This is a genomic window from Novipirellula artificiosorum (assembly GCF_007860135.1).
GTDB classification, from domain to species: domain Bacteria; phylum Planctomycetota; class Planctomycetia; order Pirellulales; family Pirellulaceae; genus Novipirellula_A; species Novipirellula_A artificiosorum.
Genome location: NZ_SJPV01000030.1, coordinates 1 through 22053, shown reverse-complemented (window position 1 = coordinate 22053; position 22053 = coordinate 1). Strand labels below are relative to the sequence as shown.

15 protein-coding genes and 1 pseudogene are annotated in these 22053 nt (G+C 56.2%); 11 read left to right on the top strand and 5 right to left on the bottom strand.

The window, feature by feature from the left end; genetic code table 11:
• Nucleotides 1-378 precede the first annotated feature (378 nt).
• The 10 genes and pseudogenes from Poly41_RS32585 to Poly41_RS32535 all read left to right on the top strand — a co-directional run bounded on the left by Poly41_RS32585 (nucleotide 379) and on the right by Poly41_RS32535 (nucleotide 14381).
• Nucleotides 379-2961, top strand: coding sequence for an HzsA-related protein (locus tag Poly41_RS32585; protein ID WP_146531560.1), 2583 nt, complete (start codon nucleotides 379-381; stop codon nucleotides 2959-2961).
• Nucleotides 2962-3055: 94 nt separating this feature from the next.
• Nucleotides 3056-3640 (top strand): sigma-70 family RNA polymerase sigma factor, encoded by a 585-nt coding sequence (locus Poly41_RS32580; RefSeq protein WP_146531565.1) that lies wholly within the window; start codon nucleotides 3056-3058, stop codon nucleotides 3638-3640.
• Nucleotides 3641-3702: 62 nt separating this feature from the next.
• Nucleotides 3703-6018, top strand: a complete 2316-nt coding sequence (locus tag Poly41_RS32575) for a serine/threonine protein kinase (protein WP_146531559.1) — start codon at nucleotides 3703-3705, stop codon at nucleotides 6016-6018.
• Nucleotides 6019-6369: 351 nt separating this feature from the next.
• Nucleotides 6370-6654 (top strand): annotated as a pseudogene (locus Poly41_RS32570) (DUF2202 domain-containing protein); the annotation flags it as partial.
• A 53-nt stretch (nucleotides 6655-6707) separates the two neighbouring features.
• Entirely contained in the window at nucleotides 6708-7598 is an 891-nt protein-coding gene (locus tag Poly41_RS32565; protein WP_146531557.1) for a DUF4405 domain-containing protein, read from the top strand.
• Nucleotides 7599-7726: 128 nt separating this feature from the next.
• The gene (locus Poly41_RS32560) at nucleotides 7727-9082 is read left to right on the top strand and encodes an ATP-binding protein (protein WP_146531556.1); all 1356 of its coding nucleotides are present in this window, start codon (nucleotides 7727-7729) and stop codon (nucleotides 9080-9082) included.
• 9 nt (nucleotides 9083-9091) lie between these two features.
• The gene (locus Poly41_RS32555) at nucleotides 9092-10447 is read left to right on the top strand and encodes a sigma-54-dependent transcriptional regulator (protein ID WP_146531555.1); all 1356 of its coding nucleotides are present in this window, start codon (nucleotides 9092-9094) and stop codon (nucleotides 10445-10447) included.
• A gap of 398 nt (nucleotides 10448-10845) precedes the next feature.
• Nucleotides 10846-12738 carry a CotH kinase family protein gene (locus Poly41_RS32545; protein WP_146531553.1) on the top strand — a complete coding sequence of 631 codons (1893 nt, stop codon included), beginning with the start codon at nucleotides 10846-10848 and terminating at the stop codon, nucleotides 12736-12738.
• A gap of 120 nt (nucleotides 12739-12858) precedes the next feature.
• Nucleotides 12859-13692, top strand: a complete 834-nt coding sequence (locus tag Poly41_RS32540; protein WP_197231949.1) for a polyphosphate polymerase domain-containing protein — start codon at nucleotides 12859-12861, stop codon at nucleotides 13690-13692.
• Nucleotides 13689-14381, top strand: a complete 693-nt coding sequence (locus Poly41_RS32535) for a DUF4956 domain-containing protein (RefSeq protein WP_231616130.1) — start codon at nucleotides 13689-13691, stop codon at nucleotides 14379-14381. The genes Poly41_RS32540 and Poly41_RS32535 overlap by 4 nt, the downstream gene beginning before the upstream one ends.
• Nucleotides 14382-14484: 103 nt before the next feature.
• Here the strand turns inward: Poly41_RS32535 and Poly41_RS32530 are convergent, their stop codons facing one another.
• From Poly41_RS32530 to Poly41_RS32510, 5 genes are all read right to left on the bottom strand, one after another.
• Nucleotides 14485-14907: an RrF2 family transcriptional regulator gene (locus Poly41_RS32530; RefSeq protein WP_146531551.1), complete on the bottom strand. Its 423-nt coding sequence runs from the start codon at nucleotides 14905-14907 to the stop codon at nucleotides 14485-14487.
• 189 nt (nucleotides 14908-15096) lie between these two features.
• Nucleotides 15097-17319, bottom strand: a complete 2223-nt coding sequence (gene feoB / locus Poly41_RS32525; protein ID WP_146531550.1) for a ferrous iron transport protein B — start codon at nucleotides 17317-17319, stop codon at nucleotides 15097-15099.
• Nucleotides 17316-18338: a metal-dependent transcriptional regulator gene (locus tag Poly41_RS32520; RefSeq protein WP_146531549.1), complete on the bottom strand. Its 1023-nt coding sequence runs from the start codon at nucleotides 18336-18338 to the stop codon at nucleotides 17316-17318. The genes feoB and Poly41_RS32520 overlap by 4 nt, the downstream gene beginning before the upstream one ends.
• 21 nt (nucleotides 18339-18359) lie before the next feature.
• Nucleotides 18360-19091 (bottom strand): 3-keto-disaccharide hydrolase, encoded by a 732-nt coding sequence (locus Poly41_RS32515; protein ID WP_146531548.1) that lies wholly within the window; start codon nucleotides 19089-19091, stop codon nucleotides 18360-18362.
• Between the two features lie 7 nt (nucleotides 19092-19098).
• Nucleotides 19099-20715, bottom strand: coding sequence for a divalent metal cation transporter (locus Poly41_RS32510; RefSeq protein ID WP_146531547.1), 1617 nt, complete (start codon nucleotides 20713-20715; stop codon nucleotides 19099-19101).
• A gap of 191 nt (nucleotides 20716-20906) precedes the next feature.
• Here Poly41_RS32510 and Poly41_RS32505 point away from each other — a divergent pair, with 191 nt between their 5' ends.
• A complete protein-coding gene (locus Poly41_RS32505; protein WP_197231948.1) occupies nucleotides 20907-21800 on the top strand; it encodes a sugar phosphate isomerase/epimerase family protein in 894 nt (297 codons plus the stop codon).
• Nucleotides 21801-22053 lie beyond the last annotated feature (253 nt).

The following is a 22053-nucleotide window of genomic DNA, read 5'->3' as shown; positions in this document are numbered from 1 at the left end:
TTGCTTGTGCGGAGGGAATGAGTATGAAACACTTTGAAGATACCAAGAGTTTCGAGCCTGAATTGTACCGCTTTGTAGACCGGGCCGATTCGATCGCCGCGATAGGGCGAATGGGGCGGGAATGCTAAACCAACGACAACTCCAATGAAACTGGCAACGCCGGGGGGAACCAACCCGTTGGGCTTGGCGATCTGAACCACCGGGGCGTGAGCCCGGAAAAAGGGATCGGATGGTCTCTCAAGCCTGAACTCCAACGGTCCGAGCAGATTGTAGGGCTGGCGGGCTTGGTTTTTCACAATTCTGCTCGTTCCACGACTCGCCGTTGCCCGTCGGTCTATTAAAATCGACTGTTTTGCGGTCTTGTGGAAGTCGTTGGTGATGAAACGCCCAAAACAGAAGTTATTGTGCTTGGTTTTGAGCTCCCTTTTCGTATGGACTCTCACGGTGCGCGGGTTGGGTGCTGATGACATCCCTCCCTACGTGCGGCAATCGTGGCTCGCCGATTTTGACGAATTGGTTCTCGAGATCATCAAGGCCAACTCGGATTTCAGCAAAGCCGGCTCGAGTGAAGATCCATCGGTTCTCGACAAACACGCACTGATTTGGCCGAGCGATCGCGATCCGCTTGATATCGAGCTGCGCCGCGCGCTGGCATTGATCGACCACCTTCGCTGGAGCGCGGACGGCGAGCTCCTTGAAGATGCTGCAACCGATTTGAGGGTCATCCGGCGAGCCGCCGAGTCGTTGTGCCCTGATCAGGACGCGCAAGCCGAACAGAGAAGGCGGTTGTATTTGAAGGCTCGAGCGGTGCGGCGAAAGGTCGCACTGGCCAACTCGCTGCTCGATTTCAATGAGATTTTTTTCTCGACGGGGGAGCCCATCGGTGGGGCGATCCAAGAACAGATGCGGGGGCGGCTCGCCCAAAGGGGTGAGTTGTTGGTGCTCGCCGATTTCAAGCAATCGCGCTATCGGCTGCGTCCCCTGCTTGAAGAGGTGTCGGTGGTTGGCGGTCGTCTGGGTGGTCAAAGGCTACGTGATGGCAGCCACCTGTCGATGGACCTGTCATTCGATGGCAGCAAACTGCTTTTTGAATGGTGTGCGAAACGACCGCCTAAAGATCTTGGTGAGGATTCGATCTTGAATCCGTCCGAGTACACACCAGACAACACCTTCAACCTATTCTGTTATGACTTCGAGACCTCGGCGCTCACTCAACTTACCGACACGCGGTACAACGATGCATTTCCTTGTTGGCTTCCGAGCGGCCGGATCGCCTTCGTTTCGGAGCGGCGAGAAACCAGCGTTCGATGCCAACCAGCCGGCCATTCGCAATACCGGTACAACCTGCGAAGCTTCTTTCAACCCTGTGGAACCTTGTTTTCGATGGCAGCGGACGGCAGCGATGTGGTCCCGCTGAGTTGGCACGAGACCACGGAATTGTTTCCACGGGTCACCAACGATGGTCGAATCGTCTACACGCGATGGGATTACATCGACCGCGATTTTAACGCAGGTCAAGGCATTTGGTTTTGCATGCCCGATGGACGCGACCCGCGAGCGCCGCACGGCAACTATCCGTTCCCTCACAATGCAATGGACGTCGATTCGCCAGACTTTGATAAACAATTAGGACATTTTCGTGACAGACGGCGAGCGCGACCGTGGGCAGAATATGGCATTCGTCCGATCCCAGGCTCCGACCGGTTGATCGCCGTGGCCGGTGTGCATCACTCCAGCCCCAGAGGCGAATTGGTGCTGATCGATCCTCGCCGACCCGATGATCACACGATGGCGCAAGTCAAACGGATTACCGGAAGCGACTTGCCATCGGAAAGTCCCGAGGTGTCGATCGCCGATCGCTTGAATGACAAACTGCCCTACGCATGGCCGTGGCCGCTAAGCGAGGACTTCTATCTGGTCAGCCATTTGCCAACCGGATCCTTGGTCCTCCTTGACCGGTTCGGCAATCGTGATGTGCTGTATCGTGGTAGCAAACCGGTGCAGTTTGCGATCCCGCGAAAGCCGAGAGAAACGCCGCCGGTGATCCCGATCGAAACGTTTCAGGGCGAACGAGCGGGATTGGCGGATCACCGGCCCGCGACGATCAGTGTGATGAACGTCTATCAGGCCGACATGCCCTGGCCCGAAGCCACGTTGATCAAGTCACTTCGTATCGTCCAAGTGTTTCCTCGTCCATGGTCGTCACCCTACGAGCATGTGGGGGAAAGCTACATGAGCGGAACCATCAACCGGATGCCGCTGGGTACCGTTCCTGTTGAAGAGGATGGCAGCGTCTACTTTGAAGCTCCCATCGAGTGTGAGATCTATTTCCAGGCCTTGGATCAAAACGGACTTGCGGTACAATCGATGCGTTCGGGCACCTACGTGCATCCGGGCGAACAGATGAGTTGTATCGGCTGTCATGAGCGGACCACCACGGCGCCACCGGCCCACAGCATCCCGCTGGCGATGACACGATCACCGTCGAAGATGAAGCCGGAAGTTGGTGGACTCGAACCGGTCAACTATTACCGGCTCGTCAAACCGGTACTCGAAGAAAAGTGTATTGAATGTCATGTCGCAAGCGATGTCGGTTTGCAGTCATCAGGCTACCGAGAGTTAGAACCGTATGCGTTTTACTACCATGCCGGTGGTGGCGACGATTCGCTGATGCCAGAGCATGGCGGGAATCGCACCGTGCCGGGGCAGTTTGGAGCTCGAGCGTCAAGGCTGGGTCAAGCCTTGTTTGACGATCGCCATCAGCAATACCTCAGCGAGGGTCGGTTTACAGCGGACGATCGGCGAAGAATCACGTTGTGGCTCGATCTCAATTCGGTCGAATTTGGCAGCTCCAGTATCGATGCTGGCGACCAAGCTCGCCAACGAGCCGGTGAAATCGTCTGGCCACGACTTGATTTCGATCCGGCTTGGCCTCAGCGTGTTGAAGCGGAAACCAAGTGAGGCCAATCGATCAACGTGAAGCCATGGTTGGAAAAGCTGGATCACTTGCCAAAGGAGAGGATTGTTGGAAGAACTTCACGACAACGACCAGCCGATTCAACGATTGATTGCCAATGCGTGTGACGGCGATTCAGATGCACTTGGGTCTTTACTGACCACGTATCGCAAGTACCTCGTCTTTTTGGCGCGCACGCAATTGCATCATCATATGCAGGCCAAAGCAGACCCTTCGGACGTCGTCCAGGAAGTCTGCTTGGCGGCACATGCTGGCATCGCTGATTTTCGTGGTCAGACGGCGGAAGAGTTTGCCGCGTGGCTGCGTGGTATCCTATCGAACATGTTGGCGATGCAGGTGCGGAAGTACTTGGGAACGCAAAAACGGGATCCGCGATTGGAACAGGCCGTTGATCAGGGGTTGGCGAGCGCATCGGGATTCTTGCAGTCGGGTTTGGCCGCCGACATCACTTCACCGAGTCAGCACTTTGCACGTAATGAAGCGTTTTTACAGCTGGCCGAAGCCCTGGAGTCGCTACCCGAGGATTATCGCCAAGTGATTGTGCTCAGGCATGTTGATGGACTGCCGTTTGCCGAAGTCGCGAACCTGATGGGCCGCAGCGTTGATAGCGTGGAGAAATTGTGGGTGCGAGGCCTCGCGAAACTAAAACGAACCATGAACTAGTGCGGTCAGCGGGTCGTCTTGATACCCGTGCAAGAACCGTGTGGACTCTTTAGACAACTGCCATGAGCATCAACGACATCACCGAAGACGAAGCTGACGATGACCCCAGGGTAATTGCGGCCGTGAAGCAGTATCAGGCCCTGCTCGATTCGGGAAGCCCCCCCACACAGGATGCGTTTCTCGAACAACATGCCGACATCGCGGAGCAATTGCGTCCCTCACTCGAAGGTCTTGCCTTGATCCACCGTGTTGCGGAGCCACGTTCGGCTGGAATGGCCAGTGCACCGGATCTCGAATTCACGGCCAAGCCCATCGGCGATTTCCAGATCGTCGGCGAGCTCGGACGGGGCGGAATGGGAGTCGTTTACGAGGCGATTCAGTTGTCCCTCGGACGACGCGTGGCTTTGAAGGTGTTGCCGTTTGCCAGCGGGCTTGATGAAATCCGTTTGCAACGATTCCGCAACGAGGCACATGCGGCTGCACAGTTGCACCACACGAACATCGTTCCCGTTTACGCGGTCGGCAGCGATCGAGGGATCCATTACTATGCGATGCAGTTGATCGATGGCCATACGCTGACGTGGCTGATCGACAACATGCGCCAAGCCAATGGAAAAGGAAACGCCGCACCGTTGCCGGCAACCGAGGATGCAGTGGGCGTTGCATTCTCCCAGCCGAGGACCGCGTCGGCATTTGAAAATCACCGCAACGCTGGCAACGAAACGATCGCGGCCTCGACCACCATTCTGAGCGGAGCGAACAATCGCAGAAGGTACTACGAGTCCGTTGTCCGCATGACGCATCAAGCCGCACTGGCGATTGAACACGCTCATAGGTATGGCGTCATTCATCGCGATATCAAACCCGGCAATCTGCTGCTTGACGCGGCCGGCAAGATCTGGGTGACCGATTTCGGGCTGGCTCAGGTGCAGCAGGCGGAATCTCAATTGACGCACACCGGCGATGCGATCGGCACACTTCGCTACATGAGCCCTGAGCAAGCATCGGGTGACCGAGCGATTATGGATCATCGAACCGACATCTATTCGCTTGGTGTGACGCTCTATGAATTGCTGACCTTGGAGCCCGCGATTGACGGGGCCGGCTACCACCAAATGCTGAACCAAGTTGTCGAACATGAACCGGCAACCCCTAAATCGATTGAACCGTCGTTGCCAATCGAACTCGATACGATTGTCCGAAAAGCGATTTCCAAGTTACCTGGCGAGCGTTATGCGACCGCCCAGGGGTTCGCGGATGATTTGCAGCGATGGTTGGATGACAAACCGATCTTAGCTCGTCCACCGACGACACTTGAGCGGATGAGCAAATGGCGAAGACGTAACAGTCTTTTGGTCAACGGTGCGGCTGCCTTGCTTTTACTGGCTTCGATCGGACTGCTCGCAACGACCTTGCTGGTATGGCGAGAACAACGGCGGACGCGTCTGGCACTCGATCGCGAAACCGAGCAACGTCAAGCAGCGGAGGCGAGTTTCCAGCAAGCGCGTTTGGCGGTCGACACGTTTAGCAGTCTGAGTGAAAGTGAATTGGCGTACCGACCCGAGCTGCAGGATTTGCGACGTAGTTTCTTGGAAACGTCGTTGGAGTTCTATCGTGATTTCGTTCAGCAGCGCAAGCAGGATCGAGAGGCGACCGAGGAGCTGGCGGCCACCAGCGAACGCGTCGAACGGATGGTAGAACAACTGCAAGTCCTCGATAAGATCTCACCGCTGTGGCTGCTGTCGGATACGCGTGTGCAACAGGAGCTGAAAGTGGATCCGGCGAGAATTGATCCAATCGTAGCGGCAATCCGTGAACTCCAAGACGCGATGCGGGAGGTGGCGAACCAAGGCGGAGGTTTGCTCGAAAGCTCGAATGAGGCGATGGCGGTACGACTTCGCGAGTTCGATGCGTTCATGACCACGCAGCTTGACTCGGGCCAACTCAAGCGACTCAGACAGATTTCGCGTCAAGATCGGTTGCCGCTGACGTTTAAGACATCCGAGGTCGTGGCAGCGCTCGGTCTCAGTCGCGAGCAGCGAGAAACGATTGGCCGGATCATTCAAGAGGGGCGACCGGGGCGTGGTGGTCCCGGCCCCGATGACCACCGGGCCCATGAGGGGCCGTTGGATGGACCACGACAGCGCCGAGACGCCTTTCCTGGTTTCGCCTTTGATGGCTCTCGCCCCGATGGCTTTCGACCCGATGGACCGCCCCCCAATGGAATCGGTGGCGACGGGCCGCCACGCTTCGTACAGGAGATGACGCAACAAACGGTCGATCGAATCCTCGACGTGCTAACCGCCGATCAGCGAGCGATCTGGAAAGACTTAGTCGGCGAGCCATTTGAGATGCGTGGCCACCGCCGATTCGGTTAAAACACCGTTTCTTCGTCAATGGTTGGGGCAACTGCCGATCGAAAGGCTTTCAGACATCTCGAGGACTCGTTCTGTAGAACTCGGTGGCGGGACGCAATGACTGTGAAGTAATTGCACAGTCGATTTCGACGTGCCTGTGAAGGCCTTGCACAGCCGGCTTTTGCCCAGATTCGCTTTTTTTCATTTTCTCCCGCAATTTTGATATTTTTTCAAGTTCGAATCCGCTGGCACTCCATTCGCTTTAGGTACAGGTGTCGCCCAAGCGACAACGCTCGTTACCCCCCAAAGAATCGAATCAGGAGATGCTAAAATAAATACGGCACGAGCTACGCTCAGCGTGATGTTGGAGCGAAGATCGAGGAGTTGGACATTGCCGATCTCTCCGTCGCGATCGCAGAGACCACTCGTGACGATTTGAAAGCTGTCTACGGCAACTTGCAGCGTGCTTCGCGAAATCATTTGCGAATCTACGATCAACAGATCAAAAATCTCGGGGGATACTACCAGGCCGAGGACCTGTCACAGGAAGAGTACGATCGCATTGCCGAAGCGGCGATGGAACCCGGCGGGCCAGCAGCAGGCACAGTGGCTCGGCAAGGCCGAGGACGTGGGCGAAGGATGGGACGAGGTCGGTGACGCGTCAACGAGCGAATCCAATTACAGCAATCTCTATTTAAGGAAACCCTAAAATGAAATTCAAGACCAAAGGCTTCACATCGCTGTTGCTTTCCATGTTGTTCACCGTCGTTGCGCTCTCAGGCGTCGTCCTCTACTTGACGCCACGGGGCCGCACCGCGAACTGGACCGGATGGACCATGCTCGGACTGGACAAGCACACATGGGGCTCGCTACACACCAATGTTTGCTTGCTGTTCTTCTTCGTTGTCGGCCTGCACTTGCTTTTCAACTGGAAAGTCCTGTTCAGCTACATCAAGAAGCGATCCGCAGGCTTTAACTTAAAGGTTGAAATGGTCCTGGCCATTTTGATCACGACGATCGTCACCGTGGGAACGATCAAACACGCACCGGTGTTGACCGCAACCTCGACCTTGAACGAACGCATCAAGGACTACTGGGACGATTCTGCTGCTGAAAGTCCAGCACCCCACGCAGAAGAATTCACCTTAGCTCGGTTTGCGAACAACTTGGGGCTCAGTGTCGAAAGCGTGACGGAGGCATTGCGAAGTGACGGCATTGTGGTTAGCGGGTCGGAGAGCACGATTGGGCAAATTGCCCTGGCCAATGAGATGGTTCCGGCCCAGTTGTTTGCAGCAATCCAGAAGCAGTTTCCTGAGGTTGAAACAGCGCAAGGTCGCGGAAATGCGGGTGAAGGGATGGGCCACGGTGACGGCATGGGACGAGGTGACGGCATGGGCCAAGGGATGGGCATGGGCCGAGGGATGGGCATGGGACGCGGTGACGGTATGGGACGAGGACTGGGCATGGGGAAAGGTCACGCGCCCGAGTCCGAGTCCGCTGACTCCGAGTCCGCTGACTCCGAGTCCGCTGACTCCGAGTCCGCTGACTCCGAACCGGCTGACGGCGAACCGGCTGACGGCGGGCTGGAAGAAAGCCCATGAGCATGACGCGTGATGATGTTTATTTGGCCTGAGCGAGTGAGCCGCTCGCGCGCCGAAGCCATCGCTCTCTGACTGCCGCTACAATGTAGCCGTCTTTCCAACACCCTTCTCACGCCGACGCCAAGACAATGAAACGATCCGGACTGCTGGTCGCTGGACTGATCATCTTGGCGTGGTTCGTTTTCGGAGTTTGGCAATGGCGTGAGTACCTTCACCAACGTGCTCTGATCCGCAGTTCGCTCTCTCAGCAAGCCGAATCGATCCTCGATTGCTTGGTCAGCAGCGTGCAATCGCATCGCTGGATTGGGCCGTACTTCCAAAGTCAATTGCCGGGCACGTTGGAGGAAATCGCCGCTTCGCGAAGCGTCCTTGCAGTGGCAATTGATGCGAAAGCACTAGACGATTTGGACGCATCGGCCGACGACCACTTCTCGGCTGGGGAGCTGGGACTGCTGTCCTTGCCGGGTGTGTCGGAGAGCGGATGGCGAGAGGAAGGCTATTTTGCGATCCGCCCGTTCAAGCTGAGTCTTCAACCCCCTTCGGCTGGGTCAGGGCTAGGTGGGATGCGAGGTGGCGGCCCTGGATTAGGCCGTCGCTCGAATCCCTCCTCGCAATCCGCACCGAGCGGTGCGACGCATTTCACCGCCAAGTTGGTGCTTGATCGTCAATTTGCCGATTCGCAAATTCAACACGAAGCAAGTAACCGAATGATGCTGGTGATGTTCGGCGGCCTGTTGATTGTGGCGACGGGGATGACCTGGCGATCCACGGTCCGACTTGCGGACGCACAGGGTCGCGCGGGCGTCTTACGCGTTGAGGCTCGGCACCTTTCCGAACTCGGCCAAGCTGCCGCCGGATTAGCTCACGAGACGCGCAACCCGCTGGGTTTGGTCCGTGGTTGGGCACAGCGTTTGTCCGATCAGGGTCTTCCAACGCCTGAACAAAAACAACAAGCCGACGCGATCGTCGAAGAATGCGATCGCGTGACGGCCCGCATCAATGAGTTTCTCTCCTTCGCACGTCCGGTCGATCCACAGATGGCCGCAGTGGCAATTCGAGAGCTTGTCGAGCAATTGACGGTCTTGCTCGAAGTGGACTTGGCGGCGAAAAACGTCAAGCTGGCCTGGCAGTCGATCCCTGGCGATCTACGGATCATGGCCGACGCGGAGCTATTGAGACAAGCGATCTTCAACCTGATTCAAAACGCGGTGACCTTTGCAAGTGACGGTGGATGTGTCACCATCAAGACGATCCAATCGAGTCCTCGCCAATGGTGCCTGCAAGTCGCCGATAATGGTCCTGGAGTCGATCCCGATGTTGTTGACTCGTTGTTCGAGCCTTACTTTACGACGCGAACCAGCGGAACGGGTTTGGGATTGGCCATCGTACAGCGGATCGCGATTGCACACCGTTGGAGCGTCCGCTACGAACCGAACCCGGTCGGTGGAGCCATGTTCCTGATTGCCCAAATGCGCGCAGCCTAGTTTCCCCCTATGCCAAAACCTTCGTATCGAATCCTCATCGTCGACGATGAGCGGTCACAACGACAATTGCTCGGAAGCTATCTGCAGTCAATCGGCTACGACGTCAGCGAGGCGGCATCGGCCGAAGAGATGCTCGACGAACTTGACCGGCAAATGCCCGACATGATCTTGCTGGATGTTCGGTTGCCGGGTCTGTCCGGTATCGAATCACTGCCGAGCGTTCGGCAGCGAAGCCCCACCGTTCCGATCCTATTGATCACCGCCTACGCAGATCTAAAGCAAGCGGTTGCGTCGGTCAAGGCGGGAGCAAGTGACTACTTGTCAAAACCGATCGATCTAGAGGAATTGAGAATTGCCGTCGAAGATGCACTTCACGTTTCTTCCGATGAAACAGGCCGAAGCGACGTGAAGCTACCTCCGTTGCCTCGAGATTTTGTCCTGCAAAGCGAAGCGATGCGGGAATTGGTCCAAACGGTAGCAATCGTGGCTCCGTCCGATGCTCCACTGCTGATCTTAGGACCGAGTGGCGCGGGCAAGGAAGGGATTGCTAAGCTGATTCACCAATGGAGTACGCGTCACCACCAACCGTTTTTGGCAACCAATTGTGGCGCGATGCCGGAGAATTTGGTCGAAAGCGAATTGTTTGGGCATGTGAAAGGTGCGTTCACCGGCGCGACCGAGAATCGTGAGGGTCTGTTCCGTGCGGCATCCGGCGGGACGTTGTTTTTGGATGAAATTGGTGAATTGCCGATCGCACTCCAACCAAAGCTGCTGCGTGCGCTCGAGTCACAGCAGATCACTCCCGTGGGAACCAACAAGCCGATCCAGATCGATGTCCGGTTGGTTGCTGCCACGAATCGCGATCTCGGCAGTGATGTCCGTGAGGGACGGTTCCGCGAGGATTTGTATTACCGAATCAATGTGATCGAATTGACGGTTCCGTCGTTGGCCGTTCGCCGCGACGATATTTTGCCACTCGCAAAGTACTTTGCCGCACAACATGCGGGACGCCCTGTTCGCTTGTCCCCGCAATCGGCTCAGCAATTGCTTTGCAGTGAGTGGCCGGGGAATGTTCGCCAATTGCGGAATACCATTCAACGAGCTTGTTTGCTTTGTCGGGGAGATATTATTCTGCCAGAGCATTTGGGGTTGAGCACCAACACTCCTCCCGCGTCCGTCACGACGTGGTCGGATACCAATCGATTGTCGCAGGTGGAACGAGCAACCATCGTCGCCACGCTCAGCGAATGTGATGGCAATCGAACGCATGCGGCAGAAAAATTGGGGATTAGCCGGCGCACGTTGATCACCAAGCTGAAGCAGATCGAAGGCGAAACCGATTCGAGCAAGGGTGGAAATTTCTAAAAGGGATGGCGGATCGGCGGACGGCATCCCGCTCTCTTGAGAGAACTCCGCTTGCGCGGTCACCAGCAAAACGGTAACCACTGCTCCCTGGCGATAGCGGTTAACCGCATTTTGTCGGTGTCTCTCGTCTTCTGCCTTCTCTCAACTCCATCCTTCGCCGTGGACCTTCTCGTTCTCCGCTGGTGTTCCCAAGCCATGCCAAGCCTCTAAGTCAATCCGCTCGGTGACACCGTGAACCGAGCCGTCCAGCATGGCGACATTGAGCGAACTCTTGAGGCTGGCTGCGCAAAGTATCCAAATCGATGTTTTTTTGTGACGGTTTCTTTGGCGGGCTGCAACTGGTCGCATAACGGCGTCTAGGTTTGGTACGTCCCTCAATAAGAATACGAGCTACATTGATGTTCCTACGCACATTTTCACTTCTTTCCTTGGTCGTGTTGCTAACGCCGCTCGCGTCGGCGCAACCGCCCGAGCGGCAGCCCGATGGGCGCGAGCAGGCTGGTAACGATCGTGCTGGCGGTGAACGGGGCGGGGGCCGCGGCGGTCCTCCTCGAGGCGGACCGGGGATGCCTGGTGGCGAAGACCGTGAAATCCTTGACCAATTTGACTCGAATCAAGACGGTTGGCTCAATTCGGAGGAGCGCATCGCGGCTCGAACCTTCGTGAAAGAAAACCCGTCCGAACGAAGTCGTCCTGGGGGCTCTGGGGGACCAGGCGGTCGCCGAGGCCCGGGCTTTGGGCCACCCAGTGGATTCGGGCCACCCAGTGGATTCGGGCCACCCAGTGGATTCGGGCCACCCAGTGGATTCGGGCCACCCGACGGATTAGGGCCACCCGATGGCTTGGGGCCACCCGAGGGCTTGGGGCCTCCCGATGGCTTGGGGCCTCCCGATGCCGAGCGTCGCCGAGGTGGGCGGCCTGGGGGACCCGGGATGATGGGACGCGAGCGACCCGCAGCGACAAAGGGAATCAGCATTGCGAAGTCTTCGGTCGAGCCGGTCACGGCAGATCTCTATGATACCAGCGTTCTACGCACCCTCTTTATTGATTTTGAAGACGAAGACTGGGAAGCAGAACTGGAGGACTTTCATGGCACCGATGTCGATGTGGCGGCAACGGTCACCGTCGATGGTGTGGAACATCCGAATTGCGGAATCCACTTCCGCGGTATGTCGTCCTACGGCATGGTCCCCGCCGGTTACAAGCGGTCGCTGAATGTTTCGGTCGATATGGCGGATGAGGAGCAACGACTGCTCGGTTACAAAACGTTGAACCTTCTAAATTGCAGTGGTGATGCATCGATGATGAGTACGGTGCTGTATTCGCAGATCGCACGACAGCACGCTGTGGCACCGCAGGCCAACTTGGTGCGAGTTGTCATCAATGGGGAGAACTGGGGCGTTTACACGAATGCCCAGCAATTCAACAAGGACTTCTTGAAAGAGGCCTTTGGTTCGAGTCAGGGGGCGCGTTGGAAGGTAAGTGGGTCACCCGCTGGTGGAGGTGGATTGGAATACCGTGGCGATGATCCCGCGAACTACGAGTATCCTTACCAATTGAAATCGGGTGGAAAAAAAGCGACGGCAAAGCTAATCGAATTGTGCCGCGTGTTGAATCAAACCTCGACCGAAGATCTGCCTGCTGCACTTGAGCCCATGGTGGACATGGACGGGTTGTTGTGGTTCCTGGCATTGGACAATGCCCTGATCAACTCGGATGGCTATTGGATTCGAGCGAGCGACTACAGCATCTTTCTGGATCAGAACGACCAGTTCCATTTCATTCCTCATGACATGAACGAAGCGTTCCGCGGTGCAGGCGGCCGCGGCGTGGGGGGCCCTGGAAGGGGTGGACCTGGCGATCGTGGTCCGCAAGGACCGACCCAAGAGCGATCCGCATCGATGGGATCGCCGATCGAATTGGATCCGTTGATCGGGATCGATGACCCAACCAAACCCTTGCGTAGCAAACTGCTTGCCGTGCCGAAGTACCGTGAACAGTATCTTCGCAATGTACGTCAGATTGCCGAGCAATCACTCGACTGGAAAACACTCGGACCCGTTGTAAAATCACTCTCGGAGTTGATCCGTGAGGAGATCAAGCAAGAAACTCGCGGATTGAGTAGCTATGAAGCCTTCGTCGCAGCCGTCAGTGAGCCACCGCTAGAGGACCACCCCGGTGGCGGCGAGATGCAGGGCGGTCATGGGGCGATGAACCTACGTCAATTCGCAGAGGGTCGAAGAACCTATTTGCTGAAGGACAAACCGTCGCCCGAATCCATCATCGAGTGACCCAATCTCGATAGCATGGGGCGCAGTCGAGCGGATGCCTGTTCGGCTTTCTTGCTTCAAAAAGAAGAAAGCCGAGCAAGGCCAGCAGCAATGAATCATAGGTGGAAGGAAGAAGATTCAATGATCAACACAAATAACAAACGACTCGAGCTGAAATACGTCATCGACCATGACTTGAGCCAGCAGGTCAAACGATGGGCGCGAGAGCATCTTGGTGTCGACGCGTACTGTGATCCGAGTCTCCATGACAGTTACGAGGTTCACACGCTTTACCTCGATTCTGCGGAGATGGATCTATTCTATCAAACCGGAGTCGTCGGCCGTACCAAGTTTCGCGTTCGGCGTTACGGCATGGAGCCGAAGCTATGGCTCGAAACGAAACGCAAGAAGAATCAAGTCGTTCGAAAGGAGCGCACCGAGGTTTCCGAAGCGGAACTGCTTCGTCGTGTCGAACGTCTTCAGCATCACGCTCCGCAGAGCGTACACGACGAGCCACGGGATCCTGGCACACTCGGCAATCCGAATTCGGTGAAGACTCGCTCGGATGAAGAGTGGTGTGGCGATTGGTTTCTCGATCGCGTCGCCGATCATCACTTGCAGCCGACCGTCGAGATCTACTATCGGCGTTTCGCACGAACCTCGGTCCATCATGGCGAGCCCTTAAGGTTGACCATCGACAGTCATCTGCGTGCGATGGCCACTCATCAGTGGCCACTGTCAAGGATCAATCCTGCTTCGATGCAGCCCATCGACGACGTTGAGGTCCTGGAGCTCAAGTTTAACAACCGGATGCCACAAGCGTTCAAAGAGCTGCTGCGAACTTTTCCGATCGCGATGACTGGGTTTTCTAAGTTTCGTGGTGGTGTCGATAAGGTTCGCACAACCGCCTATCCGATGTTGGTGCCCGAACCGGCGGACGATTACCGAAATGTGAAAAGGGAGTCGGTCGCATGATACCTGAGTGGCTTGCTGTTGAAACGACATCGCTCGACCCATTGGTGGAAACGGTTGCCATTCGGCTATTGTTCGCATGGTTGTGTGGTTGGATTGTCGCGATGTTGGCGCGACGCCATCAACCCGCGAACTCACGTGATACGTTGACGGTGACGTTGGTGTTGATGAGCATCTTGATCGCAATGGCGACACAAATCATCGGTGACAATATTGCCCGTGCCTTCAGCCTTGTCGGTGCGCTGTCGATCGTCCGATTTCGTACCGCCGTACCTGCGACACGTGATGTCGCCTTTGTGTTGGCTGCGGTGGTCGTCGGAATGGCAGTCGGAGCCGGCCAGTACTGGGTGACAGCACTTGGCTTGGTCACGGTCGCACTGGCGACGCAGTTCAACAAGAGCTCGGAAAACACAGGTTCGGGGACTGCGGGGGGGACGGGGAAGACCACGACTGCAAAGTCGCTGCGGTTGTCGATCGTGGTGGGGCTCTCGGCGACGGAAGGTTGGGAACAAGAACTGAAACAATCGGTCGAGTCTTACGAGCTTCTTACGGCGGAAACAACTCGGCGCGGTGGAGCCATGGAGTTGGTGTACCGTTTGGTGCCGAATGAAGATACCGACGCCATCAAGCTGATCGCATCTCTCAATGCGCTTTCGACCGTGGAATCGGTGTCGGTCAAGCAGGTCAAATAGCACGAGATTGACAAGGCAAAGGGGTCAGTTACGAATAGTGAAAAGCACCCTTCGGGCCATTTGGCTATTCGTACCTGACCCCTTTTCCGATTACAAAAATGCTCTAGCGGGCTTCACGCAGCGGCATGATCGGGCTGGTGGATTCAAGTAGGTCCCGAATCGTGACCCCAGCAAATGCGGATTCGGTTTTCGCGTAGGCACTGTCGAGTTCAGCATGTAGCGGACAGAGTGTGGAATGCGACTTGAGCCCGAGCGGGCAGCTCTCAATTCGTTCCAACGGCGCTACCGCGTTGATGACGTCCAGAATCGTGATCTTGTCCGTCTCGATGGCCAGTTCATAGCCGCCCCCGGGACCGGACCGCGATTGAACCAGCCCTGCAGCAGCCAGGTCTTGCAAGACGCGGTGGAGGTACCTTCGTGGCACTTTCGTTTCGCCAGCAAGCACATCGGCCGAAGCGGGATGCCCAAATCGGCTGCCCATGCAGGTAATGGCTCGCAGCGCGTATTCCGCAGTCTTTGAAAGCATCGAAACGACTCGATCTGTGGATTCGAGTTACCGGGATCACGACAACAAAGCCCCATTCTACACCTCTTCGTGCATTTCGCAATCGCAAGCAAGGGTTACGGTATCGACGAAGATGACACCCGTTCTGGTCCACCGATTCGAATGCATCGCCAAGCCAAAAGGGGTTGAATGTCGAAAGCGGCCATCGGCCTATCCGAGCGTCAGATTCCAGATTTGGGCGACGAGATAACAGAGCACCACTCCCATCGCTAAAGGTAAGAAGGTGGCGAGAACCGTCCATTTCATGCTACGTGTTTCTTTCCAAATCGTGTAGATCGTCGTCGAGCAGGGGTTGTGAACCAAACTAAAGAGCATCACGTTCACCGCAGTCAGCACGGTCCATCCACCCGCTTCCAAGATTCCCTTGGTCGCATTGGTCGATTCAAGTTCAAACATCACGCCGGCACCCTTCCCGGAATCATGCATGCCAAAAACCAAGACCGTCAACATCAAGATCGTTGGAATCACAATCTCGTTCGCTGGGATCGCAATGAAGTAGGCAAGCAAGATAATACCATTGAGTCCGATCAGTACACCGAGGGGGTCCAGCCAGTGGACAAGATGTTCGGCCAAGGATGCGTCGCCCCATGTCAAGTTTGCCGTCAACCAAATGACGGCACCTGCCGGTGCCGCAAACACGATCGCTCGCCAGAGGACAAAAATGGTACGGTCGATCAAGGAGGTGTAAAGCGTTTGCAACAACCGCGGCGGGCGATACGGCGGCAGTTCCAAGTGAAAGATCGAGGCTTCACCTTGCAGAACCGTTCGCGACAACAACCACGACACCACAAAGGTCAGCAGGACACCCAACAGGGCCACAAAGAGCACCGCGGTTGCTGCGACCAACCCCGCCAAGTAGGAGGGAACCAGTGCGCCGAAGAAGATCGTTGCCAACAAGATCTGAGTCGGCCAACGACCGTTGCAAAGGGCAAAGTTATTGCTGATGATCGCAATCAGCCGCTCACGTGGGCTCTCGATAATTCGCGTCGCGATCACTCCCGCCGCATTGCAGCCTAACCCCATACACATTGTCAGCGCTTGTTTGCCATGACCACCCGCGCGTTTGAACAAGTGATCGAGGTTGAAGGCAACACGCGGCAAATATCCAAAATCCTCAAGCAAAGTGAAGAGCGGAAAAAAAATCGCCATCGGAGGCAACATCACGCTGATCACCCATGCCGTGGCCAGATAAACGCCATCGATCAGAACGCCCGATAACCACCATGGCATTCCGATCGTCGCTGCGACAGACTTCAATTGCGGGTAAACGGTATCGATCAAGATAGAGAATAGAAAGGCGGAGGGAACGTTTGCGCCGGCGATGGTCAGCCACAGCACGACGGCCAACAACAGAATCATGACAGGAAATCCCGTCCAACGGCTCGTCAGGATTTGATCCAATTTTCGATCAAACGCTGGCCCATTTTCGTCGCCGCTGCGCGTCACGGTCGCGTCTGCGATCTTACCCGCCTTGGCAAAAATGGTTTCCACCAAGGAATCGTGGAAGCCAGCACCGAGTTGCCAACGCAAGGAGGAAGCGAGTTTCAGAATCTGCTCTCGCGATCGACTTTCCTCGGCAGTGATCGAATCCGCGGCTCCCACAAGCTCCCCACAACGCACCGCTTCGGCAACACGCTCATCGCCATCAAGTAACCGCAGGGCAACCCACTGGGCATTTGCCAATTCGTGGTCGACCGCACACAGCTGTGTGGTAAGTTGCTCAATCGCACCGCGCAGTTCGTCGGACCATGTCTGAATTCGAACCGGCTTACAGATGAGCTTCCCCGTTGCAACCGAGTGAATCGTGGCAAGCAGCTTGTCCAAGCCCTGGTCAAATCGTGCGCTGGTGGGCACAACGGGGACGCCAAGTTCCTCCGACAATTGATCAACATCAATGGTCAATCCGTGACGCCGTGCCTCGTCCATCAAGTTCAAACAGAGCACCACACGATCGGTTATCTCCAGCACTTGCAGTGCGAGGTTCAGGTTCCGATCCAATCGAGTGGCATCGACGACAACAACGGTCACGTCGGGACGCCCGAAAAGCAAAAAGTCCCGCGCGATCTCTTCGTCATAGCTTGTCGCCATTAACGAATACGTGCCGGGCAAATCAACAAGTCGATACCTCAACCCCTGGTGGGTAAGACTGCCTTCGGCGCGGGCAACGGTCTTGCCAGGCCAATTGCCGGTGTGCTGCCGCAGTCCCGTCAACGCGTTAAACACGGTGCTCTTGCCCGTATTCGGATTGCCACCGAGCGCGACGACCAAGTCGACGTTGGAATCCGTTTCGAGCACTTGTTGCGTGCCAATCTTCACGGGCATCGCTTGTGGATTGGCGGGACACCGGTCGCAAGGGGATCGAGCGAATTTCATGGTTCGACTCGTCGTGGTTCGATTTGAATCATGTTTGCCTGCTCACTTCGCAAGGCAATCACAGCACCGCGAATCCGGTATCCCGTTGGATCGCCTGCCGGGCTCTGCATGACCGATGTCACCTTCGTTCCTGGAACAAGGCCAAGGTCCAAGAATCGCTGCCGCTGAATGCCTTGGCATCTTGGCGACAACCCCACCACACGCCGCGACTCGCCCACAAGGAGCGAGGAAAGTCGTTCCACGGGCCTTCTTGGTGCGTCGGTCGTGTGAGGAACGACCCAGACATTGGCCGCCACAACAGGCGCCATCGTCTGTTCTTGTCCGTCAATCTCCAATCGGACTCCTTCGGAAGATCGATCGAGCAAGTTGACTTGTTGATTCACGGTTACGCCCTTCTCTCGAAGTTGAGCGTAAACAGCCTCTGGTTCATCTTCGACATGCACCACCGTCAAGGACGAACCCGCCGGATGATCCGACAGCGGGGAGCCACGATGCTCGGGAAGCTCGCCATCAGGCGTGGGAATGGGGTCGCCGTGAGGATCAAAACGAGGGTTGCCCGTTTCATGCGCGATCCGTTCCACCTGCTCCGGCGATGTCGTGTGCTCTCGCCGATCCGCTTCATAGTGCCAATGAGACTCCGGTAACCCCGTGCGTTGGGCCAGATACGTTTCCCACAAACGGTGGATTCGGATCATGCGAAGTGCGTTGCGCCGTCCCTCGTCGGTCAATCGCAAACCCGCCTCTTCACATCGCAACAACTCCATCGCCTCAAGCCGGGCGGTCAAATCGACCACCCGATCGGCATCGGTCTGTAGCACCCCGGCTAAGCTTTGCAGTGTCGCCGTGGAGCCATGGTATTCACAATCATAGAGGTGCTTCAGCGCATCCTCGATCACAATCCGCTCGTTTTGTCGCAGCGAACGATAAAGCCGAGAAACCGAGTGAAGCTTGACCCACAACAGCACGCAGAGGGCGAACGTCAGAACAATGCAAATCAGTAGGACGGGGGGGCTTAACATCTCTTGGACGGCGCGTTTTGTTTACTTGACACGAGTCGCTGTCGCGGGTTCGTCAGCCATTCCAGGCGGTAATTCCATGATTCGAATTTTGCGAAAATGAATCTCTCGACCTTCCGATTCAAGGCAGAGGTAACCCTTCTTTACCGAAGCATCACGAATTCCATTGACGAACTTCCCGTTGACCGAAAGCTTGACGTTGCCGTCGACAGCTACCACCACATAGTGATTCCATTGGCCAACCCCTTTGCAGCGGTTTTCCACCGACTTGCTTCGTGTGCCTCGCGGGTTCTCCGGAACCGCCGTCATCCCTCCGACTGGAAAAAGCTCACCATGCACATAGGCGATGGGAGGCAAGGATCCGTCGGCACGACGGTTCTGATTCACCCAGTCGAGTTCTAACATCTGAACTTCCATGCCCATCGGCAAAGGATCGTCCTCCGTCGTCTCCGCATCGGACCAGAGAAACACACCGGAATTACCTCCCGGTTGCATGTGTCGCCACTCGATCTCCAAAACGAAGTTTTCGTAGTGCCGATCGGACCGCATCACACCGATGGGTTGCCCCGTGCAAACCAACAATCCGTCTTTGACGCTCCACGTGTCCGGCGAGGTGTTCACATCGACCCACCCGCTCAAATCCTTGCCATTGAACAGGTCACGAAACTGCAATTCTTGAGCAACGGTTTCGAAGCAGTGAACCACTGCGAACCAGACGCACACCGAGGCGATCAACACGCGACGGAAACAAATCATGCTCGGATCACTCCTTCATCTCGATCGGCTGCACGCTGCTCAGCGCGTCGCCCTGGATGACCGCAGCTGCAGGAGCCTTCGCAGGAAACAGCTTCTGAATCACGTTGCCATAGATCTTGATGCCCGACCCAATCGTGGCGACCGCCAATGCGATTACCAAAACGAGATTGAACACCACGCGTGTCCAACCAGATCCGACCGCGTCGCCGATGTAGCTGCGTTTGTTGTTCATGATCAAGAAGGCGAAATAGGCGATCGGAAGCATCGTAAAGCAGACAGCGGATGCCGCCACAGGAAACCAGATTGGCAGCGATGAGATCACACCGAGAATCCCGATGGCGGGAACCAGGGCAAACATTCGAAACCGAGATTTGGTTTGTTCGAGCCCGAACATTTCGCAGAAGGTGAAACCACACACGACCATGTGAGTGCTGATTGCACCGCAGGTCATCCCGATCAAGCCAAGGTCGAAGATCACCCGGCCCGCGTTTTCACCGAGCACGCCGCTGAGCGCTTTCGCCGCGCCAAGTGGCTTGATGGTCGTATTGACAACATCGGCTCCGTCATAAACGCCACCCACCTTCATCGCGATGATGACAAGCGACGTGACGAGCACGAACGGCAAGAACATCGTCATGCCCAAGTCCCAACGAGCGAGCTTTTTGTGATCCTTACCCCAACCCTTCTTCAGCAACGAATACGGATACAGGAACGTCATATTGATTCCCACGGCCGCGCCGAGCATCCCAAGAACTTGAGTGACGGTGCTGTTGTTCATCGTCCCGTCTGGGTTCCAAAGGTTTGGAATGCCATACCATCCAATGAAGCCTTTGAAGATCTCACCAATATCGCCGGCGACAACATCGATCTTGGCGACGACCACCATCCCAAACATTACCACGACCAGTGCAATACAGCCTCGCAGGAACCACTCATAGACCCGTACACCTCGAGAATCACCGCCGTAGTTGAACGTGGTGACGATATTGATACACAGAATCAGTAGCCCGATTCCAAAGCTGACCATCAAGCCAGCTTGGGTGAACCCGAGCCCCATGGGTGTTTCACTCCGAGCGCTAGCCAACGCTTCGTTCGCTGCAGCAATTTGAACCGCATCCTTTGTCTTCTGAGCCTCTTCGATTAGGGCATTTGCCGACCCAATTTCAGGTGGCGTGCTGACGATCCCTTGTAGATCCCCAAGGTCGCGTGCGGCACTGGCGGCAAGGCCGTACTGGGGAAAGTGCCAAATGATCGACGACATGATGGTCCCAAGTGCCCATAGAACAACGAGCCATTTTCCGATCTCGCGACCAAACGATTTGTAGGGGCGTTCGCCGGTCGTCAGCACCACGTTACTGAGCGCGCCGAGCATCATGACGCCTAAAAACATCGCGACGGGTTGGACCCACAATAATTTGTAACCGAAGGATGCACCCGCGATCACCGATGCCGCCGCACTGCCAGCGCCGAGCGTCATCGCACTTTGCAACAGTCCCGGCCCCGTGCGTTTGATGTAGCCGAGCGCGGAAGTCGCAAACGGTTCTGAATTGAGTCGCTGCAACTCTGCAACTTCGGCTTGCATTCGTTCAGTGGTCGAATTGCCGGCCGTTTCTTGTTCCGCCATCGCTTCGTTCCTCGAATATGACTGCTGGGGATAATGACATGGGGGGTCTAGGGAGGGGGGCACCCCGGTCGTTGTGCCGGTTTGCTAGAATAGCAGAAGCGTGAACGCAAAGAAACGGTCCTATGCACCGTGGACCACTCGTGATCCCCTTCATAATCTCACTCACCCCCGACCCAGCCCAGGAAAAACGGATGCCTCTTCGAAAACACCGTCTCGCCCTCTTCATGAGCTTCTTTATCGCCTCGATTGCGTCTGCCCCGTGCCAGGCTCAGTCCCCTGCGACCGAACCGGTCCACCGTCCGTTTTTTGCCTTTGACAACGGAGTCGGACGTGGAAGCTGGACGCCGCAACAGCAAGCCGAGTTACTTTCCGAGCTCGGTTATGCGGGAATGGGCGGCACCGGACTCAACGGTTTGCCAGAGTTTCTCGAAGCGATGCGGCAGCGAGGCTTGAAACTCTTTAGCACTTACATTCCCGTCAATGTGGCGGATGACAAGAACCCCTATGATCCGAAACTGCCTGACGCGATTCGCGAGCTCGCCGGAAGCGGAACGGTGCTTTGGGTTCACGTCCATGCCGACTCGGCTTCAGGCAAGGCTGCGACAGGCCAGATGGATGATCGAGCGGTGGACGTGTTACGCGGAGTCGCAGACATGGCCGCGGCCTCGGGGATCGAGGTCGTTTTGTATCCGCATAACGGGTTGTACGTTGCCACCACCCGGGATGCGGTCCGATTGGTAACGAAGATCGACCGCCCGAACGTCGGTGCTTCATTCAATCTATGCCATTTCCTAAAGCAGAACGATGAAACCGACCTGGAGGCGTGCTTGGCGGAAGCGGCACCCTACTTGAGGCTCGTCAGCATCAATGGATGCGATTCCGGCGAGACCAAGAAGATGAACTGGGATCGACTGATCCAAACGCTTGATTCAGGATCCTTTGATGTTAGCCGAGTCATGGCCTTACTGGATCAGCATCATTATGACGGTCCCGTCGGCCTTCAGTGCTACCAAGTCCCAGGCGAGATCCCAACAAACCTAAAAAGGTCCATGGCTGCTTGGAAGCGATTGAACGCTGATCGTTAGCATCGCGGGATCAATAACTAGAGCACTTCCATAAAACACGTAGGTCCGGTTCCCACCGGACTACCTCGATTCGGCCGGTAGGAACCGGACCTACATCCCATGTCAATTTTTGAAATGCTCTAATGTAGATGGGGATGAAATGCTCGCTGCAGAGTAAAACCAAGTGATATCTAACTTCCCCTGATTTCACTCGGAGCAACGAGCAATGTCGAAAATAACCTATCACGTCGGACTGGACTATCACCAACACAGC

Excerpts from the sequence above, each read along its gene's own strand:
- Poly41_RS32585 (WP_146531560.1), top strand. The coding sequence starts at position 379 with ATGAAACGCCCAAAACAGAAGTTATTGTGCTTGGTTTTGAGCTCCCTT.
- Poly41_RS32575 (WP_146531559.1), top strand. The coding sequence starts at position 3,703 with ATGAGCATCAACGACATCACCGAAGACGAAGCTGACGATGACCCCAGG.
- Poly41_RS32565 (WP_146531557.1), top strand. The coding sequence starts at position 6,708 with ATGAAATTCAAGACCAAAGGCTTCACATCGCTGTTGCTTTCCATGTTG.
- Poly41_RS32560 (WP_146531556.1), top strand. The coding sequence starts at position 7,727 with ATGAAACGATCCGGACTGCTGGTCGCTGGACTGATCATCTTGGCGTGG.
- Poly41_RS32555 (WP_146531555.1), top strand. The coding sequence starts at position 9,092 with ATGCCAAAACCTTCGTATCGAATCCTCATCGTCGACGATGAGCGGTCA.
- Poly41_RS32545 (WP_146531553.1), top strand. The coding sequence starts at position 10,846 with ATGTTCCTACGCACATTTTCACTTCTTTCCTTGGTCGTGTTGCTAACG.
- Poly41_RS32540 (WP_197231949.1), top strand. The coding sequence starts at position 12,859 with ATGATCAACACAAATAACAAACGACTCGAGCTGAAATACGTCATCGAC.
- Poly41_RS32535 (WP_231616130.1), top strand. The coding sequence starts at position 13,689 with ATGATACCTGAGTGGCTTGCTGTTGAAACGACATCGCTCGACCCATTG.
- Poly41_RS32530 (WP_146531551.1), bottom strand. The coding sequence starts at position 14,907 with ATGCTTTCAAAGACTGCGGAATACGCGCTGCGAGCCATTACCTGCATG.
- feoB (WP_146531550.1), bottom strand. The coding sequence starts at position 17,319 with ATGAAATTCGCTCGATCCCCTTGCGACCGGTGTCCCGCCAATCCACAA.
- Poly41_RS32520 (WP_146531549.1), bottom strand. The coding sequence starts at position 18,338 with ATGTTAAGCCCCCCCGTCCTACTGATTTGCATTGTTCTGACGTTCGCC.
- Poly41_RS32515 (WP_146531548.1), bottom strand. The coding sequence starts at position 19,091 with ATGATTTGTTTCCGTCGCGTGTTGATCGCCTCGGTGTGCGTCTGGTTC.
- Poly41_RS32510 (WP_146531547.1), bottom strand. The coding sequence starts at position 20,715 with ATGGCGGAACAAGAAACGGCCGGCAATTCGACCACTGAACGAATGCAA.
- Poly41_RS32505 (WP_197231948.1), top strand. The coding sequence starts at position 20,907 with ATGCCTCTTCGAAAACACCGTCTCGCCCTCTTCATGAGCTTCTTTATC.